General features: G+C 69.0%; 21 protein-coding genes. 15 read left to right on the top strand and 6 right to left on the bottom strand.

The features are described from left to right. The first annotated feature begins 113 nt into the window (after positions 1-113). Together A5648_RS06205 and A5648_RS06200 are read left to right on the top strand one after the other, a co-directional pair. On the top strand, positions 114-707 hold the full coding sequence (locus A5648_RS06205) for a hypothetical protein (protein WP_065023700.1): 594 nt from the start codon (positions 114-116) through the stop codon (positions 705-707). A gap of 30 nt (positions 708-737) precedes the next feature. Next, a complete protein-coding gene (locus A5648_RS06200; protein WP_065023699.1) occupies positions 738-1,361 on the top strand; it encodes an Mce protein in 624 nt (207 codons plus the stop codon). A 10-nt stretch (positions 1,362-1,371) separates the two neighbouring features. Here A5648_RS06200 and A5648_RS06195 read toward each other — a convergent pair whose 3' ends face one another. Next, positions 1,372-2,448 carry a phosphodiester glycosidase family protein gene (locus A5648_RS06195; protein WP_065023698.1) on the bottom strand — a complete coding sequence of 359 codons (1,077 nt, stop codon included), beginning with the start codon at positions 2,446-2,448 and terminating at the stop codon, positions 1,372-1,374. Positions 2,449-2,582: 134 nt separating this feature from the next. Next, positions 2,583-3,305 carry a pirin family protein gene (locus tag A5648_RS06190; RefSeq protein WP_065023697.1) on the bottom strand — a complete coding sequence of 241 codons (723 nt, stop codon included), beginning with the start codon at positions 3,303-3,305 and terminating at the stop codon, positions 2,583-2,585. A gap of 97 nt (positions 3,306-3,402) precedes the next feature. Between A5648_RS06190 and A5648_RS23940 the strand changes: the two genes are divergently transcribed. Both A5648_RS23940 and A5648_RS06185 read left to right on the top strand, forming a co-directional pair. After that, positions 3,403-3,576 carry a hypothetical protein gene (locus tag A5648_RS23940; protein ID WP_165607301.1) on the top strand — a complete coding sequence of 58 codons (174 nt, stop codon included), beginning with the start codon at positions 3,403-3,405 and terminating at the stop codon, positions 3,574-3,576. Between the two features lie 16 nt (positions 3,577-3,592). Continuing rightward, positions 3,593-4,432 carry an SDR family oxidoreductase gene (locus tag A5648_RS06185; protein ID WP_065023696.1) on the top strand — a complete coding sequence of 280 codons (840 nt, stop codon included), beginning with the start codon at positions 3,593-3,595 and terminating at the stop codon, positions 4,430-4,432. 2 nt (positions 4,433-4,434) lie between these two features. Here A5648_RS06185 and A5648_RS06180 read toward each other — a convergent pair whose 3' ends face one another. Together A5648_RS06180 and A5648_RS06175 are read right to left on the bottom strand one after the other, a co-directional pair. Beyond that, on the bottom strand, positions 4,435-5,559 hold the full coding sequence (locus A5648_RS06180) for an NDMA-dependent alcohol dehydrogenase (protein ID WP_065023695.1): 1,125 nt from the start codon (positions 5,557-5,559) through the stop codon (positions 4,435-4,437). 82 nt (positions 5,560-5,641) lie between these two features. Beyond that, positions 5,642-6,382 carry a glucose 1-dehydrogenase gene (locus tag A5648_RS06175; RefSeq protein ID WP_065023694.1) on the bottom strand — a complete coding sequence of 247 codons (741 nt, stop codon included), beginning with the start codon at positions 6,380-6,382 and terminating at the stop codon, positions 5,642-5,644. Between the two features lie 88 nt (positions 6,383-6,470). On the opposite strand from A5648_RS06175, the gene A5648_RS06170 reads away from it, so the two are divergent. The 5 genes from A5648_RS06170 to A5648_RS06150 all read left to right on the top strand — a co-directional run bounded on the left by A5648_RS06170 (position 6,471) and on the right by A5648_RS06150 (position 10,587). Further along, positions 6,471-7,100, top strand: a complete 630-nt coding sequence (locus A5648_RS06170) for a TetR/AcrR family transcriptional regulator (protein WP_065023693.1) — start codon at positions 6,471-6,473, stop codon at positions 7,098-7,100. Positions 7,101-7,193: 93 nt separating this feature from the next. Next, the gene (locus tag A5648_RS06165; RefSeq protein ID WP_065023692.1) at positions 7,194-8,381 is read left to right on the top strand and encodes an LLM class flavin-dependent oxidoreductase; all 1,188 of its coding nucleotides are present in this window, start codon (positions 7,194-7,196) and stop codon (positions 8,379-8,381) included. Positions 8,382-8,433: 52 nt separating this feature from the next. Next, entirely contained in the window at positions 8,434-9,285 is an 852-nt protein-coding gene (locus A5648_RS06160; RefSeq protein WP_065023691.1) for an alpha/beta hydrolase, read from the top strand. 46 nt (positions 9,286-9,331) lie between these two features. Next, the gene (locus tag A5648_RS06155) at positions 9,332-10,084 is read left to right on the top strand and encodes a DUF2786 domain-containing protein (RefSeq protein ID WP_065023690.1); all 753 of its coding nucleotides are present in this window, start codon (positions 9,332-9,334) and stop codon (positions 10,082-10,084) included. Next, positions 10,081-10,587, top strand: a complete 507-nt coding sequence (locus A5648_RS06150) for a TIGR04338 family metallohydrolase (RefSeq protein WP_065023689.1) — start codon at positions 10,081-10,083, stop codon at positions 10,585-10,587. Before A5648_RS06155 ends, A5648_RS06150 begins: the two co-directional genes overlap by 4 nt. Before the next feature lie 37 nt (positions 10,588-10,624). Here the strand turns inward: A5648_RS06150 and mymT are convergent, their stop codons facing one another. After that, positions 10,625-10,774 (bottom strand): metallothionein MymT, encoded by a 150-nt coding sequence (mymT, locus tag A5648_RS06145; protein ID WP_064856982.1) that lies wholly within the window; start codon positions 10,772-10,774, stop codon positions 10,625-10,627. A 121-nt stretch (positions 10,775-10,895) separates the two neighbouring features. Between mymT and A5648_RS06140 the strand changes: the two genes are divergently transcribed. Then, a complete protein-coding gene (locus tag A5648_RS06140) occupies positions 10,896-11,552 on the top strand; it encodes an O-methyltransferase (RefSeq protein WP_065023826.1) in 657 nt (218 codons plus the stop codon). A gap of 128 nt (positions 11,553-11,680) precedes the next feature. Further along, positions 11,681-12,127 (top strand): SPW repeat protein, encoded by a 447-nt coding sequence (locus A5648_RS06135; protein ID WP_065023688.1) that lies wholly within the window; start codon positions 11,681-11,683, stop codon positions 12,125-12,127. Positions 12,128-12,195: 68 nt separating this feature from the next. On the opposite strand, the gene ilvD is transcribed toward A5648_RS06135, so the two are convergent. Then, the gene (gene ilvD / locus A5648_RS06130) at positions 12,196-13,911 is read right to left on the bottom strand and encodes a dihydroxy-acid dehydratase (protein WP_065023687.1); all 1,716 of its coding nucleotides are present in this window, start codon (positions 13,909-13,911) and stop codon (positions 12,196-12,198) included. Between the two features lie 77 nt (positions 13,912-13,988). Here ilvD and A5648_RS06125 point away from each other — a divergent pair, with 77 nt between their 5' ends. The 4 genes from A5648_RS06125 (at position 13,989) to A5648_RS06110 (ending at position 17,436) form a co-directional block, all read left to right on the top strand. Continuing rightward, a complete protein-coding gene (locus A5648_RS06125; RefSeq protein ID WP_065023825.1) occupies positions 13,989-14,561 on the top strand; it encodes a DUF305 domain-containing protein in 573 nt (190 codons plus the stop codon). Then, positions 14,558-14,851, top strand: coding sequence for a metal-sensitive transcriptional regulator (locus tag A5648_RS06120; RefSeq protein ID WP_065023686.1), 294 nt, complete (start codon positions 14,558-14,560; stop codon positions 14,849-14,851). Before A5648_RS06125 ends, A5648_RS06120 begins: the two co-directional genes overlap by 4 nt. 78 nt (positions 14,852-14,929) lie before the next feature. After that, on the top strand, positions 14,930-16,141 hold the full coding sequence (locus tag A5648_RS06115) for an MFS transporter (protein WP_065023685.1): 1,212 nt from the start codon (positions 14,930-14,932) through the stop codon (positions 16,139-16,141). A 161-nt stretch (positions 16,142-16,302) separates the two neighbouring features. Further along, on the top strand, positions 16,303-17,436 hold the full coding sequence (locus A5648_RS06110) for a L,D-transpeptidase (protein ID WP_065023684.1): 1,134 nt from the start codon (positions 16,303-16,305) through the stop codon (positions 17,434-17,436). Positions 17,437-17,518 lie beyond the last annotated feature (82 nt).

The raw sequence follows: 17,518 nt of genomic DNA, 5'->3' as shown, positions 1-17,518 counted from the left end.
GGCTTATGGCCGGGTTACTCACCGGTAGCACCGATTTCGCGGATTCAGTGTCCTGTGGGCGGCCGCGGTGGCAATACTCGACGCGGACGAAACCGAGCGCGGGGAGACTGCCGATGCGGAGATGGTGGGCGCGGGCCGCCGCCGGTGCGGTTGCCTGCGCGGCGGCGACCGGGGTTCTGCCGGTGCCGCGCCCCGCCGTCGCTGATCCCAACCAGCCGCCGGCCCTCCCGGTGTTCGTGCCGACGCCCACCGACTGGTCACCGCATATGGACTTCTGGCCGTACAACACGTTCACCTATCAGGTCACGCCGGAGATGATCAGCGGCATGTCGGACTCCTGCCAGTGGTTCACCGCGCAGTTCGACCCGCTGATGGGCCAGATCAACGACTTCAACCGCATCCTGGCCGAGCGCCACGACGTCTACCCCGGCGTGCAGTCGCAGGCCGATGCGGTGCTGGCCAACATCGACCGGTCGACGGGTTTTCTGGGGCCGCGGCTGCAGCCGCTGACGATCCGCAACACCCCCGACAACTACGGGCCCTATTCGCCGATCTACGGCGGCGAGCAGCTGACCGGGGTGCTGTTCCAGTTGTCCCGCATCGCCGACAGCATGCGCAAGAAGCAACCGGCGGGCTTCGCCCGTCCCCATATCGATTCCGCCGCCGGGTGGGGCAGTGCGTTGCGGAATTCCGGGGCCTGCACCTGAGCTCCCGCCGCTGCGGGTAGGTTCGGTCACGTGTCGGAGGAGACGGATTCGGCCGACGATCACGTCGAAGTCGAAGTCGAGGCCGAAGACGAGGCTGTCATCGAAACGGCAACCGACGAAACGGCAACCGACGAAACGGCAACCGGTGAAACGGCACCCGTCGACGCCGATGCCGGCCCGAGCAGCACGAGGCGGCGATGGATCGCCGTGGCGCTGTTGGCGCTGGGCGTGGTCGGCGCGGCCTACGAAGGCTGGGTGTTGTTCGCCCACCACGAGCGCGAGGTGGCCGCCGCGCAGGCGCTCGACGCCGCCCAGAAGTACACCACCGTGTTGACCGGGGTGGACCCGGCGGCGATCGACAAGAACTTCGCCGAGGTGCTCGACGGGGCCACCGGCGAGTTCAAGGACATGTACGCCGCGTCCAGCGAGCAGCTGCGCCAACTGCTGATCGACAACAAGGCCGCCGCGCACGGCACCGTCATCGAGGCGGCGGTCAAGTCCGCGGCCAAGAACCAGGTCGAGGTGCTGCTGTTCGTCGATCAGTCGGTGAGCAACAAGGCTTCTCCGCAGGCGCGGATCGACCGCAGCCGCATCGTGATGACCATGGAGAAGGTGAACGGCCGCTGGCTGGCCGCCAAGGTCGACATGCCCTGAGCAGCCCGCTTTAGTTGAACGCCAACCAGCTGGGCAGCGCGCGTTCATGGGCGTCGCACAGCACCTGGGCGGTGTCGCACGACCCGCGCGGTACACCGGCGCCGGTCCACATGCCGCCGGCGTCGCGGCGCAGCACGACCGCCGACGACGAACCGCCGTCGAGCAGGACAGCGTGATCGCTGCCCAGGCCGCGGAACAGGTCCTGCATGTTGTCCGGGGTGTAGTGGCCGCCCTGGAAGATGTACATCTCGTCCTTGGCGCGCGAATAGCCCAGCGCGGTGCGTGCCGCGCTGGGCCCGCCGTCGTTGAGTTGCCCGGTGACGCCGGGCGCCAGCAGCCCCAGCCCGCTTACCGCGACGAACCGGTCCCCGCGTTCCACCAGGGCGGTGATGGTCGGCCCGGCCGCGTCATAGTCCCCGCCGTCGCGGCCGCCGCGCGGCCACAACACATACGGCGCACCGCGGGTCGGCAGGATCATCGTGGTCAGCGTCGACCAGTGCTCGTTGCCGCCGGACAGTCCCTGCTTGCCGGCATAAGGAATGGTGCCGGTGACGGCGACGTTGGCCCGGCCCTTGCCGCGGGTGTTGTCCACGTAGGCGCCCAGCGGGGAACTGCACTTGGTGGTCCGCCAGGATCCGCCGCGCTGGCCGCGGATGTCGAAGAAGTTGGCGTTGATCGCCACCATCGGCCGGCCCAGCGCCTGCCAGGCCTGCAGCGGGGTGTACAGCTCGGAGGCCTGCAGCAGCCCCTCGCTGGTGCGGGCCCGCGGATCGCGTTCGCAGCGGCTCTGGACACCGCTGTGACTGTCGACCAGCAGGTGCGGCTCGATGCGCTGCGAGGCCGCCTTGAGCACGACCAGGTGCCCGCCGCCGGACATCTCATACCAGTCGCCGGCGGCGTTGAGCATCGGTGCGGGATGCCCGCCGCCGAAGTTGTAGACCACGTAGGAGCCCGGCGTGCGGGCGATCGCGGCGGCCAACTGGTCTTGGGCGGCGGCGCGCGCGGTCGGCAGGCCCGGGCCGAACGCCAGGGTGGCGAACAGCAGCACCGCGCTGCAGCCGGCCGCCAGGCGGCGCGCGAAAGCCATTGGAGTCGACACGTTTTGCCCCTTCGGCTCCGGACCGGCAGACACCAATTTCCCAGGTTAGCCACAGAAACCGCCGGAGCAGCGTCCCGTGATCGGACTGTGCTCCGTCGGTGCCGGATCGGTTATCGGCGTGATCAGCCGCCGAGACGGCCGCGCATCGCCCAGATCAGGATCTCCGCCGGCGCTTCGGCGCGCACCCGTGGGCCGCCGCCGCCGGTGAAGCGGACCGCGTCACCGGTGTGCAGGGCGCCGGTGCCCTCCAGCTCGACCCGGCCGCGGGCAACGAACAGGTGCGCGTAGGGGGCGTCGGGCAGTTCAACGCTGGCACCGGGTTGCAGCCGGGCGGCGTACAGCGTGGCGCCGGCGTTGCCGATGGTGATCGCGGCGTGCGGGTCGCTGCCGGAGGCGACGGTGACCAGCCCACCTCCGGTCAGCGCGTCGCCGATCTCCTGCTGTTGATAACCCGGGGTGCGGCCGGGCGTGTCGGGCATGACCCACATCTGGACGAAATGCACCGGCTCACTGGCCGACTCGTTGCGTTCGGAATGCGCGATGCCGGTGCCGGCCGACATCCGCTGGGCCAGGCCGGGGCGGATCACCCCGGAGTTGCCGATCGAATCGCGGTGGGTCAACTCACCGGACAGCACCCAGGTGACGATCTCGGCGTCGCGATGCGGGTGCGTGTCAAAGCCGGACGCCGGCGCCACCACGTCTTCGTTGTTGACCAGCAGCAGTCCGTGGTGGGTGTTGTCCGGGTCGTAGTAGTCGTTGAACGAGAACGAATGCCGCGACGTCAGCCACGGTGCGCGGGTGACCGCCCGGTCGGCGGCCCGACGGACGTCGCGCAAGCCGGTCATGACCGCCAGGCTAGCGCGGCGAGATGATTACCTGCCCGGCTCTTCGGGTACGCGCTGCAGGCGGCATTCCGTTCGACAAGCAGGTAGGTGATCCGCGATGGAACGTGCAAGCGCAAAACACAGCCCTCGAGAAGACGACCAGCTCAAGGCCGAGCTGCGTGGCACCTTGCAGGGCAACCGATCCAGCCGGGTCGAGGAGTGGCGTGATCCGGAGCCCCCGGCCGATGACGATCCGGACATCCCGCTGGCCGGCCCGCCGCCGGGATCCTGAGCAGAACGGGCCGCCGATGGGTTTTCCCGAACAGCAGCAGTCCCCGCCCGGGGTTCAGAGCCAGATGCAGCCGGTGCCCGACTGCGGTGAAACCAGCTATCAGGGCGCGGGCAGGCTGGCCGGTAAACGTGCGGTCGTCACCGGCGGTGACAGCGGTATCGGCCGCGCCGTGGCGATCGCGTTCGCGCGCGAGGGCGCCGACGTGCTCATCGCTTACCTCGACGAGGACGAAGACGCCCGCGACACCGCCCGCTACGTCGAGGAGGCCGGCCGGAAGTGCGTGCTGGTCCGCGGCGACCTGTCCGACCCGAAACACTGCCGAGAGGTCATCGACCGCGCCGTCGGAGAGTTCGGCGGAATCGACGTGCTGGTCAACAACGCTGCCTACCAGATGAGTCATCCCAGCCTCGACGAGATCAGCGACGAAGAATGGGACTACACCTTCAAGCTCAACATCGGCGCGTACTTCTATCTGGTCAAGGCCGCACTGCCGCACATGGGCCCCGGCGCGTCGATCATCGGCAGTTCCTCGGTCAACTCCGACGCCCCCAATCCCACCCTGGCGCCGTATGCGGCGACCAAAGCGGCGATCGCGAACTTCTCGGCAAGCCTTGCGCAGCTGCTCGGAGATAAGGGAATCCGGGTGAACAGCGTGGCGCCGGGCCCGATCTGGACGCCGCTGATTCCCTCGACGCTGCCGCCGGATGCGGTCGCGTCGTTCGGTGACAACGTGCCGTTGGGCCGCGCCGGCCAACCGGCCGAACTCGCGTCCAGCTATGTGCTGCTCGCTTCCGACGATGCCAGCTACATCTCCGGGGCGCGGCTGGCCGTCACCGGAGGACGGCCGATCCTCTAGATTTACCAGTCGGATTCGTCGAAGGTGATGACGCCGCGGATGTTCTTGCCGTCGACCATGTCGGCGTAGCCGTCGTTGATGTTCTCGAGCTTGTAGGTCGTGGTGATCATCTCGTCGACCTTGAGCAGCCCGGACTTGTACAGGCCCACCAGCCGCGGCGTCTCGATGTGTGAGCTGCCGCCGCCGAAGATGTTGCCCTTCAACGTCTTCTGCAGCATGGTGAACAGGAACAGATTCAGCTTGACGTCGGCATCGACCATCGAGCCCATACCGGTGACCACGCAGGTGCCGGTCTTGGCGGTCAGGGTCAGCGCCTCTTCGATGTACTCGCCCTTCATGTCGCCGACGGCGATGATCACCTTGTCGGCCATCAGGCCCCAGGTCTCCTCCATGACCGGCATGATCGCCTCGGCCATCGACGGGTAGACGTGGGTGGCCCCGAACTTGACGGCCGCGTCGCGCTTGAACGCCACCGGGTCGATCGCGATGACGCGCCGTGCCCCGGACAGCACCGCGCCCTGCAGGGCGCTCATGCCGATCCCGCCGACACCGATGATGATCACGGTCTCGCCGGGCTTGACCTCGGCGACGTTGGTGGCCGAGCCGAACCCGGTCGGCACCGCGCAACCCATGATCGCCGCGGTCTCGAACGGCACGTCTTTGTCGATTTTGACGACCGAGTCCTGGTGCACGGTCACATATGGCGAGAAGGTGCCGAGCAGGTTCATCGCCGAGACCTCGTGCGAACCGGCGTGGATCCGGTTGGTGCCGTCGGCGATGGCCTTGCCGCCCAGCAGCACCGCCCCGCGGTCACACAGCGAACGGAAGCCCTTCATGCACGGCGGGCAGGAGCCGCAGGCCGGGATGAAGGCCATCACCACGTGGTCGCCTTCTTCCAGGCCGGTCACGCCCTTGCCGACCTTGGTGATGACCCCGGCGCCCTCGTGGCCGCCGAGGGCCGGCAGCGCCATCGGGGTGGCGCCGGTGGTCAGGTGGTAATCGGAGTGGCACATGCCCGCGGCGTGCATCCGGACCTGGACCTCGCCGTCGACCGGGTCGCCCAGCTCGATCTCGTCGACCCGCCACGGCGAGTTCAGCTCCCACAACAATGCGCCCTTGGTCTTCATGCGGGCGATCTTAGCCACTTGGCCGGAACGTGTTACAACTCCGGTGCCCAGCACCCCGGGTGAGCTGCTAAAACAGCTCTTATCACCCCTTGTGTGGGATGCCCACCGACAGCCCGCCGTCGATGACCAGGTCCGCCCCCGTCATGTAGGAGGACTCGTCGGAGGCCAAGAAGACCACCGCGGTCGACACCTCGGCGGACTTGGCACCGCGGCCCAGCGGGATCTGCAGGGAGTCGTCGGGGATGGCGATCGTCATCCGGGTGCGGATCAGGCCGGGCAAAACGCTATTGATCCGGATGTTGTGCGGAGCCAGCTCTACGGCGGCGGCCTTGGCCAGGCCGCGCACCGCCCATTTCGAGGCGACGTAGCCGTGCAGGCCGGCGGTGCCCCGGATGCCCTCCACCGAGGAGATGTTGATGATGGAGCCGCCGCCGGCCGACTTCATCGGTGCGACGGCGGCGTGCATGCCCAGCATGGTGCCGGTCAGGTTCACGTCGAGCACCTGCTGCCAGGCGGCGACGTCGAAGTTCTCCAGGGTGTTGTATTTGGCGATCCCGGCGTTGTTCACCACCACGTTGAGGCTGCCGAACTCCTCGACGGCGCACTGCACCGCGGTCTGCCAATCCTGGCTCTGGGTGACGTCGAGGCGGACGAACCGGGCGGTGTCGGACCCCAGCTCGTCGGCGAGCTTGGCGCCGTCGGCGTCGAGGATGTCGCCGATCACGACCTTCGCGCCCTCGGCGGCCAATGCGCGTGCATGCGCGGCACCCATGCCCCGCGCGCCGCCGCTGATCAGCGCAACCTTGCCCTCGACTCTGCCCACTGGGTTCCTCCGCCGGGTACTCCGATCGAACACGTCTATTCGCGCGCAAGCGTGGCATAGCCGTCCCGGCAGTGCACACTCGGCAGTCATGGCGGTCAATCGGCAGGGCGACGCGACGCGGGCGCGGTTGGTGAGAGCGGCGGAGAAGCTGTTCGCCGCGCACGGTGTCGAGGCGGTGTCGGTCCGGGCGGTCAACGCGGCCGCCGGGCTCGGCGCGGCCTCGGTGCACTACCACTTCGGCTCCAAGGACGAGCTGCTGGCCGCGGTGCTGGTCGACCTGGGCGGCGCGGTGCGCGACCAGATCCAGGCAGGCGTCGACGCGCTGGCCGCCGCGCCCGAGCCGCCGAATGCGGAGTCGCTGGTGCGCGCCGTCACCGATCCGTACCTGCAGTTGCTGACCCGGCACCGGACCCGCGGCATGCGTTGGGTCAAGATCATCGCGCAGATCTCCCAGCAGGGGCATCCGGCGATGCGGGCGGTGGATCAGCACGTCAGCGATGCGGTGATGGTCCAGGTCCGGCGAGCCTTTCCGGATGCGGATCCCGCCCGGATCGAACTGCGGTGGGCGATCTCGATCATGGGCTTCCTGCAGGCGCTCAGCCGTGCCGATGAGTGGAGCCGCAACGGCCCCCGGCTGTCGCCGCCGGAGCTGGCCGCCTTCTACGACGACCTGGTCGGTTATGTCAGCGGCGGGGTGGCCAACCTGCTGGGACGCTGAGTCCCGCGCGGCATATTTCTGGATCACTTGATCCAATCACCTGATCCACCTATGCTCCGGTGCAGTGCCGCGCGACCGAAGGAGACGACGCTGATGTGGACCCCGGAATCCCTGAAGTTCGGTGCCTTCCTCGCGCCCTATCACCCGCTGAACGCCGATCCGGCGCTGCAGCTGCGCCGCGACATCGATCTCATGGAGCACCTCGACCATCTCGGCTTCGACGAGGCCTGGATGGGCGAGCACCACTCCACCGGCGCCGAGATCGTGCCCGCCCCGGATCAGTTCATCGCCGCCGCGGCCGAACGCACCAGCCGCATCCGATTCGGCACCGGCGTGGTCTCGCTGCCCTATCACCACCCGCTGATCACCGCCGACCGGATCACCCAGCTCGATCTGCTCACCCGCGGCCGGCTCATCTTCGGCACCGGACCGGGCAAGATCCCGCTGGACGCGCTGATGATGGGCATCGACCCGGCCGATCAGCGCCGCCGCCAGGGTGAGGCGCTGGAGGCGATCCTGCCGTTGCTGCGCGGCGAAGTCGTCAACATGACCACCGACTGGTTCACCCTGCGCGACGCCCGGGCGCAGCTGCCCACCTATGACCCGGCCGGCATCGAGGTGGTGGCCGCGTCGACGATCTCGCCCAACGGTTCGGTGCTGGCCGGCAGCCACGGCCTGTCGCTGATGTCGCTGGCCGCCAGCTCACCGGCCGGGTTCGACACCCTGGACCGCAACTGGGGCGTTTACGAGAAGGTCGCCGCCGAACACGGCCACATCGCCGACCGGTCCCGCTGGCGGCTGGTCAACCCGATCTTCCTCGCCGAAACCCGCGCCGACGCCGAACGGGCGGTCAGCCGCCGGATCGATGCGATCGCCGCCTATGTCAACCGGCAGATCGGGGCGAACCCGGACTGGGCGCAGACCCCGCACGGCATCGTCGAGCAATGGCGCACCGACACCATCGGCGAGTTCGGCCAGGCCGTCATCGGTACCCCGGAGGACGCGATCGCCCAGATCGAGCGGTTGATCGACAAGACCGGCGGATTCGGCACGCTGCTGATCCTGCACGTGGACATGGCCAACTGGGAGGACACCAAACGCAGCTACGAGCTGTTCGCCTCCGAGGTGGTCCCGCACTTCAAGAACCGCAACCGCGGCCGCGAGGCCAGCCTGCAGTACGCCTCCGACCACCGCGAACAGCTGGTCGGGGCGCTGGTCGGGGCGCTCACCAAGGCCACCAGCGAGTATTACGGCGAACCCGCCGCCGCACCGGGGCGCTGAGCAAACTAGCGGCCGGCGGCCGGCCCCAGGCCGAAGTCGCTACGCTGCTCGGATGGCATCTCCTCGCTCTGTCACCCACACCGAGCGAACCTTCGACGGCGTGCGCGGGGTGCGAATCGTCTACGACACCTGGACGCCGGAAACGGCCCCCCGTGCCGTGGTGGTGCTCTCGCACGGCTTCGGTGAGCATGCCCGTCGCTACGACCACGTCGCGGCGCGGTTCGGCGAAGCGGGACTGGTGACCTACGCGCTGGATCATCGCGGGCACGGCCGATCCGGGGGCAAGCGGGTGCTGTGCCGGGACATCTCGGAATACACCGGCGACTTCCACACGCTGGCGGGCATCGCCGCCCGGGAGCACCCCGGGGCACCGCGCGTCGTGCTCGGGCATTCCATGGGCGGGGCGATCGTGTTCAGCTACGGCGTCGACCGCCCCGACGACTACCAGTTGATGGTGTTGTCCGGGCCTGCGGTGGACATGGCCGGCACGGTCTCGCCGTTGCTGGCGTTCGTCGCCAAAGCGCTCGGTGTGCTCGCTCCCGGCCTGCCGGTCGAGAAGCTCGACAGCAGCCTGGTCTCCCGCGATCCGGCGGTGGTGGCGGCGTATAACGAGGATCCTCTGGTGCACCACGGTCGGGTACCGGCCGGTGTGGCGCGGGCGCTGATCAAGGTCGGCGAGACCATGCCGTCCCGGGCGGCGGCACTCACGGCGCCGCTGCTGGTGGTGCACGGCGAGCAGGACGGTCTGGTGCCCGCCGAGGGCAGCGGGCGGCTGGCGGAGAGTGTCGGGTCCGCTGATGTGCGGCGGACGGTGTACCCGGTCCTGTACCACGAGGTGTTCAACGAGCCCGAGCGCGCGCAGGTACTCGACGACGTGGTGGGCTGGATCGACGCGCACCTGTGAATCGCCGTCGGCGCGGTGTCGCCGGCGTCGGTTAGCGTTGCCGACCATGAGCACCGACGACAAGATGTTGGCGCGCATCGCCGCACTGCTGCGCCAGGCCGAAGGCACCGACAACGCGCATGAAGCCGACGCGTTCATGGCGGCGGCGCAGCGGCTGGCCACCGCGACCTCCATCGACCTGGCGGTGGCCCGCGCGCACTCGGCCACCCGGACCGCGGCGACGGCCCCGGTGCAGCGCACCATCACCATCGGGTCGCCGGGCGCCAAGGGCTTGCGCACCTACGTGCACTTGTTCGTCGGCATCGCCGCGGCCAACGACGTGCGCTGCGACGTGGCGTCGAACTCCACGTTCGTCTACGCCTACGGCTTCGCCGAGGACATCGACGCCACGCATGCGCTCTATGCCAGCCTGGTCGTACAGATGGTGCGGGCCTCCGACGTCTACATCGCCAGCGGCGCACACCGGCCCACCCCGACCATCACCGCCCGGCTGAACTTCCACCTCGCGTTCGGCGCCCGGGTCGGCCAGCGGCTGGCCGAGGCCCGCGACGAGACCCGCAAGGAGGCCGAGGAGGACCATCGCCGTCCGACCGGCACCGCGATCGCGTTGCGCAACAAGGAGATCGAGCTGCACGACTATTACCGCAGCGCCTCGCAGGCACGCGGCACCTGGCGGGCGACCCGGGCCTCGGCGGGCTATTCCTCGGCAGCACGACGGGCCGGGGATCGGGCCGGCCGGCGAGCACGGCTGGGCGATGACACCGAGCTGTCGGTGGCGCGCTCCGCGCTGGAGCGGTGAGCGAGCGTTCCGAGCGCGACACCCAGCGCGCCAAGGTCTACGCCGCCGAGGTCTTCGTGCGAACTCTGTTCGATCGCGCCGCCGAGCGCGGCTCGGGCGACATCGATTTCTTCGGCACCCGGTTGACGCTTCCGCCGGAGGCCCGCTTCGGCTCGGTGGCGGCGGTGCAGCGCTACGTCGATGACGTCCTGGCGTTGCCGTCGGTGCGCGGCAGCTGGCCGGAGGCCGCGGCGTTGCGGGTGCGCGCCCGCCGCGGCGCCACGGCGGCGCACTACGAAAGGCTAGGGCAGGCAGGCGTTATCGCGGTGCCGGACCAACGCGGTGCCCAGTGGGCGCTGCGGGAACTGGTGGTGCTCCACGAGATCGCCCATCATCTGTGCGACATCCGGCCGTCGCACGGCCCGGATTTCGTTGCGACGTTGTGCGAGCTGGCCGAGATGGTGATGGGTCCCGAACTGGGCCATGTGCTGCGGGTGGTGTTCGCCAAAGAAGGCGTCCGGTGACGCACGGCCTCCAGGTGCGTCACCGGATCGCGCGTTCTCAACTGCTGACGGGGACCAGTTCGTCACCGCAGGTGCAGCGGTAGGCCGCGCCGGCGCCCTCGCAGTGGCATGCGGATTCGATCCGGACCCGGCAGCCGCAGCCCTCGTGACCACAGGTCAGCACGGTTCCTGCTTCGTAGTTCGCCATGTGTCTCTCCTTCGGTGATGCGAGCCGGCGAGGTGCCGGCCCGTCCGACTATATACCCCATAGGGGTATGGGGTAAAGGCCCGCGGGCGGGAATCATGATTGCGGTCTAGCCTCGGTGGACGTGACTGAAACCCCCACGCCCCGCGACGTCGACACCCTGCTGGACCGCATCTTCTCCGGCGAGGACCCGGAGTTGCAGGCCGCGCTGGCCGCCAGTGATGCGGCCGGACTCCCGCCGATCGCGGTCTCGGCGCAACAAGGCAAGTTCTTGAATCTGCTGGCCGCGGCAACGCGCGCCACCCGCATCCTGGAGATCGGGACGCTGGGCGGCTACAGCACGATCTGGTTGGCACGGGCCGCCGGTCCCGGGGGTGCCGTGGTGACGCTGGAGTACGAGCCCAAGCACGCCGAGGTGGCCCGGGCCAACCTGGACCGCGCCGGTGTCGGTGACCGGGTGGAGGTCCTGGTCGGCCCTGCGCTGGAGACCCTGCCGACCCTGACCGGCGAGCCGTTCGACCTGGTGTTCATCGACGCCGACAAGGAGAACAACGTCGGCTACCTGAACTGGGCGGTGCAGCTCAGCCATCCCGGCTCGGTCATTGTGGTGGACAACGTGATTCGCGAAGGTGCGATTCTGAACCCGGATGCGGATCCGACCGCGCGGGGCAGCCGGAACGTGCTGGAGTTGATGGGCGAACACCCGGGTCTGCAGGCCGCGGCGATTCAGACGGTCGGCGCCAAAAGCTGGGACGGCTTCGCCATCGCGGTGGTGCAGTAGCCGAGGTATTCGCTGTTCGACCAGGCGATTCGGCGTTGCTGGCGGGTCGCCGGCGAGCGTAACCTTTCATCAGGTGGATGGGTGCAGTCGGCACCAAAATGCCTGCTGCGTAAGAGAAAGGTCGCGAAATGAGTACAGTCCATTCATCAATCGAGCACCACCCGGATCTGTTAGCTCTTCGGGCGACGTATGACCGAGCGGCCGAGTCGATGGCGGCGCAATTCACCTTCGGGATGACGCTGTTGACGGCGGTCTATGCGGCCCTGTCACCGTGGATCGTCGGGTTCGATGGCACGTCCCGGCTGACGTTCAACAACTTCGTCGTCGGGGCGGTGGTGGCGTTCCTGGCGTTCGGCCTGGCCTCGGCGCTGGACCGTACGCACGGGATGGCGTGGACCCTGCCGGTGTTCGGCGTGTGGTTCATCATCTCCCCGTGGGTCCTGCGGGACATGTCACCGACGCCCGGCATGATCTGGTCGAACGTGGTCGCCGGCGCGGTGTTGACCGCCCTGGGTCTGACCGCCGCCTACTTCGGTAGGCGCGCCCGGCACGACGTGACCACGCACGCTGCGTGACCTCGGCAGGCGGCTGACCGGCCGGACCGTCGGCCGGTCAGCTAGTGCGGCGCTGCGCCGGCGACGGGTTAGCCGCAGACCGCGCCGATGGCCGCCGAACCCACCAGCTTGCGGTACTTGGCCAGTACGCCGGTGGTGTAGCGCGGCGGGGGAGCGGTGAAACCCTCGGCGCGGGCGGCGAATTCGGCCGGGTCGGCCACCACGTCCAACGTCGCGTTGGCCACGTCGAGGCGGATCGTGTCGCCGTCCCGCAGGAATGCCACCGGCCCGCCGTCGACCGCCTCCGGCGCGATGTGGCCGACGCACAGCCCGGTGGTCCCGCCGGAGAACCGGCCGTCGGTCAGCAGCAGCACGTCTTTGCCGAGGCCGGCACCCTTGATCGCGCCGGTGATGGCCAGCATCTCGCGCATCCCGGGACCGCCCTTGGGGCCTTCGTAGCGGATCACCACCGCGTCTCCGGCGCTGATCGTGCCGTCTTCGAGCGCATCCAGTGCGGCCCGCTCGCCATCGAAAACCCGTGCGGTGCCCTCGAACACGTCGGTGTCGAAGCCGGCCGACTTGACCACGGCCCCCTCCGGGGCCAGCGAGCCGCGCAAGATGGTGATGCCCCCGGTCGGGTGGATGGGGTTGGTCAGCGCGTGCAGCACCTTGCCGTCGACGACCGGGGGGTTGAGCTCGGCGATGTTCTCCGCCATCGTCTTTCCGGTGACGGTCAGGCAGTCGCCGTGCAGCAGGCCGGCCTCCAGCAGGGTCTTCAACATGACCGGCACCCCGCCGATCTTGTCGATGTCGAACATCACGTGCTGCCCGAACGGTTTCACGTCGGCCAGATGCGGCACCTTGGCGCCGACCCGGGAGAAGTCGGCCAGGGTCAGCTCGACCTCGGCCTCGTGCGCGATCGCCAGCAGGTGCAGCACCGCGTTGGTGGACCCGCCGAACGCCATCACCACCGCGATCGCGTTCTCGAACGCCTCCTTGGTCAGGATGTCGCGGGCGGTGATACCGCGGCGCAGCAACTCCACCACGGCCGCCCCGCTGCGCCGGGCGTAGCCGTCGCGGCGGCGATCGGCCGAGGGCGGCGAGGCGCTGCCCGGCAGCGACATACCGAGCGCCTCGGCCGCGCTGGCCATGGTGTTGGCGGTGTACATGCCACCGCAGGCGCCCTCGCCGGGACAGATGGACCGCTCGATGATGTCGACGTCCTCGCGCGACATCAGCCCCCGCGAACAGGCCCCGACCGCCTCGAAGGCGTCGATGATCGTCACCTCGCGCTCGGTGCCGTCGGAGAGCTGGGCGTAGCCGGGCATGGTCGAGCCCGCATACAGGAACACCGCGGCCAGGTCGAGGCGCGCCGCGGCCATCAGCATCCCGGGCAGCGATTTGTCGCAGCCGGCCAGCAACACCGAGCCGTCGAGCCGTTCGGCGCACATCACCGTCTCGACGCTGTCGGCGATCACCTCGCGCGACACCAGCGAGAAGTGCATGCCCTCGTGTCCCATCGAGATGCCGTCGGACACCGAGATGGTGCCGAACTCCAGGGGGTAGCCGCCGGCTTCGAAAACGCCCTCCTTGGCGGCCTTGGCCAACCGGTCCAGCGACAGGTTGCAGGGGGTGATCTCGTTCCACGACGACGCCACGCCGATCTGAGACTTGGCGAAGTCGTCGTCGCCCATGCCCACCGCGCGCAGCATCCCGCGGGCGGCGGTCCGCTCAAGGCCGTCGGTGACGTCGCGACTGCGGGGTTTGATGTCGACGGACGAGGTGTCGGTGCTCCCAGAATTCACCCGCTAAGTATGCCGGTAGGGGGTGGGCGGACCAAACGAATAAAATACCCCGCGGGGGTATGCGCTAAAGTGTGCGCATGAGATCCACCGTCACCGTCGTCGTCGCGCTTGCCGTCAGCATCGCGGCCGGCGCCTGTCACCGCCCGCCGCAAACCCCGCCGGAGGCCGCTGTCTCGAGCAGTTCGGCGGCGGCCAACACCGGCAGCCCTGTCGATATCGCTTTCCTGGAGGACGTGGTCGTGCATCACCAGCAGGCCCTGGAGCTCACGGCGCTAGTCGGCGGGCGCAGCACCGATCCGGCGCTGTGGGCGCTTGCCAACCAGATCACCGCGCAGCAGCAAACCGAACTGCAGGGCTGTCAGGCGCAACTGCTGCAGTGGGAGGCGCCGTCTGGCGGGGACCACGCGGCCGCGGACATCCCTGGAATGGTGGATCAGGCCACTCTGGACAGGCTGCGGAGCCTGCGCGGCCCTGCTTTCGAAAAGCTCTGGCTGCAATCGATGATCGAGCACCATCGTGGCGCGATCACCATGGCGCACAACGAGATCCGAGACGGTCAGAGCCCGGAGGCGATCAGCATCGCGCAGTCGCTGGCGGCGCGGCAGCAGATCGAGATAGACCAGATGAACCAACAGTTGGGGGCGCTATGACCACCGATGCACCCGGGTACTCCCCGCAGAAGGACAACTACGCCAAGCGGATGCGCCGCATCGAGGGCCAGGTGCGTGGCATCGCCAAGATGATCGACGAGGACAAGTACTGCATCGACGTCCTGACCCAGATCAGCGCGGTCAACAGCGCGCTGCGCTCGGTGGCGCTGAACCTGCTCGACGAGCATCTGGCGCACTGTGTTCGTGGTGCCGTCGCGTCCGGCGGCGAGGAGGCCGACGCGAAACTCACCGAGGCCACCGCCGCTATTGCGCGGTTGGTTCGTTCCTGACCCCCGCGCCGTTACCATGTGACCCAGCAGTTACCGGGAGCGCCATGCGCCAACACCACTCGACGCTGCCCCCACAACATGACTGTCGATACCGCAAAAGCCCGCACCGGGCCGTGGACGCCCCGGACCACGGCCCAGTTGGCCATCTTGGCCGCGGCTGCCTTCATCTACGCCACCGCTGAGATCCTGCCGGTCGGGGCGCTGCCCGCGATCTCGGAGGGCCTGGGCGTCAGCGAAGCGCTGGTCGGCACCCTGCTGGCCTGGTATGCGGTGGTGGCAGCGGCGACGACGATTCCCCTGGTGCGCTGGACCGCGCACTGGCCGCGCCGCCGGGTGCTGCTGCTTACGCTGTTCTGTCTGACCGCCTCGCAGGTGATCTCGGCGATGGCGCCGAACTTCACCGTGCTGGCCGGCGGGCGGGCGCTGTGCGCCGTCACCCACGGCCTGATGTGGTCGGTGCTGGCGCCGATCGCCACCCGGTTGGTGCCGCCCAGTCACTCCGGCCGGGCGACCACGGCGATCTACGTGGGCACCAGCTTGGCACTGGTGGTCGGTATCCCGCTGACCTCGGCCATGAGCCTGCTGTGGGGCTGGCGGCTGGCGGTGGTGGTGATCACCGCGGCCGCGGCGGCCATCACCGTGGCGGCGCGGTTCGCGCTGCCCGCGCTGGTGCTCAGCACCGACCAGCTGGCACTGGTCGGCCACCACCACTACCGCAATCGCCGGTTGTTGGGCGTGAGCGCGGTGATGCTGATCGCGGTCATGGGCCACTTCATCTCCTACACCTTCATCGCGGTGATCATCGGCGACGTGGTCGGCGTCCCGGGGGCCCGGCTGGCCTGGCTGTTGGCGGCGTTCGGGGCGGCCGGCCTGGTCGCGATGCCGATGTTGGCCCGCCCACTGGATCACCGGCCCAAGGCGATCACCGGGGGCTGCATGGCTGCGATGTCGGCGGCTTTCGTCGTCTTGGCGACCCTGTCGATCGGCGGGCACCACACGACCGGCACGACACTTGCGGGAGCGGCGGCGATCGTGCTCTGGGGTGCGATGGCGATGGCGGTGTCGCCGATGTTGCAGTCCGCGGCGATGCGCACCGCACCCGACGATCCCGATGGTGCGTCGGGTCTGTACGTGACGGCGTTTCAGGTCGGCATCACCGGGGGATCGCTGGCGGGCGGCCTGCTGTTCGAGCGGGCCGGAATGTCGGCGATGCTCAGCGCATCGGCACTGCTGGTGGGCCTCGCGGCGGTGGGGATCGCGGTCAGCAAGCGGCTGTTCGTCGTTCCCTGACGTGCCGGGGGCGGTTACCTTCGCCACTGTGCCGCCGGTACAAACCACAGGTCAGTGGGGTGCCCAACCGGGTTTCGGGACGTTTTCGGCTCGCTGTACGAGTTAGCTGGCGGTCGCCTTGTGCCACACTTGAAGCCAAGATTGTCCACGGAGGTAGACGCATGTCGGGATGGAAGCTCGCGGGCATCGGCGCCTGGCTGTCCACCGCGGGAATGGCCGCGGTGCTCACGCTGGGTTGCGGAGTGGCGCTGGCCGACCCGCCGCCGCAGCCGGGGGAGCCCGCGCCGGTGAACGCCGGCCCGGTCGACCCGTTCGCGCCGCCGCCGGCGGAGTTGCCGCCGCCGCCGGACCCCTTCGCGCCGCCTCCGCCGCCTGCGGACCCGTTCGCGCCGCCTCCGCCGCCTGCGGACCCGATGGCGTTCCCGCCGCCGGGGGAGCCCGCTCCCGCTGCCGCGGGCGAGCCGGTGCCGGGCGAGCCGGTGCCGGGCCAACCGGTGCCGGGCGAGCCGGGCGCGGCACAGCCGGGTGCGGTACCGGTCGCTGCCGGGCCGGTGGCGGGGCAGAACCCGGAGCCGTTCACCGGCACCCCGCCGTTCCTGCCGCCGTCGTTCAACCCGCTGGACGGCTCGCTGGTGGGAGTGGCCAAGCCGATCATCATCAACTTCCAGCGGCCGATCGCCGACAAGGCCATGGCCGAGCAGGCGATCCACATCTCCTCGAACCCGCCGGTGCCCGGCAAGTTTTACTGGATGACTCCCAGCCAAGTGCGGTGGCGCCCGTTCAACTTCTGGCCCGCCCACACCACCGTCACCGTCGACGCGGCCGGCACCAAGTCGAGCTTCCGCACCGGCGACTCGCTGGTGGCCACCGCCGACGACAAGACCCACCAGATGACGATCACCCGGAACGGCAAGCTGGAGAAGACTTTCCCGATGTCGATGGGTATGTCGACCGGCGGGCACGAGACCCCCAACGGCACCTACTACGTGCTGGAGAAATTCCCCACGGTGGTGATGGACTCCTCCACCTACGGGGTCCCGATCAACTCCACCTACGGCTACAAGGTGACCGTGCAGGACGCGGTCCGCATCGACAACAGCGGCGGCTTCGTACACAGCGCCCCGTGGTCGGTCAACGACCAGGGCAAGCGCAACGTCAGCCACGGTTGCATCAACCTGAGCCCGGCCAACGCCAAGTGGTTCTACGACAACTTCGGCAGCGGCGACCCGGTCGTGGTGAAAAACTCCGTCGGCACCTACACCAAGAACGACGGCGCCCAAGACTGGCAGATGTAGGGCCGCCCTCCCTCAGCAGCGAACAGACGTGAAAGCCCCCATTTCAGGTCCGAAATGGGGGCTTTCACGTCTGCTCGCGCAA

Source organism: Mycolicibacter sinensis (assembly GCF_001673565.1).
GTDB classification, from domain to species: Bacteria; Actinomycetota; Actinomycetes; order Mycobacteriales; family Mycobacteriaceae; genus Mycobacterium; species Mycobacterium sinense_C.
This window is presented reverse-complemented; position numbering and strand designations above follow the sequence as displayed.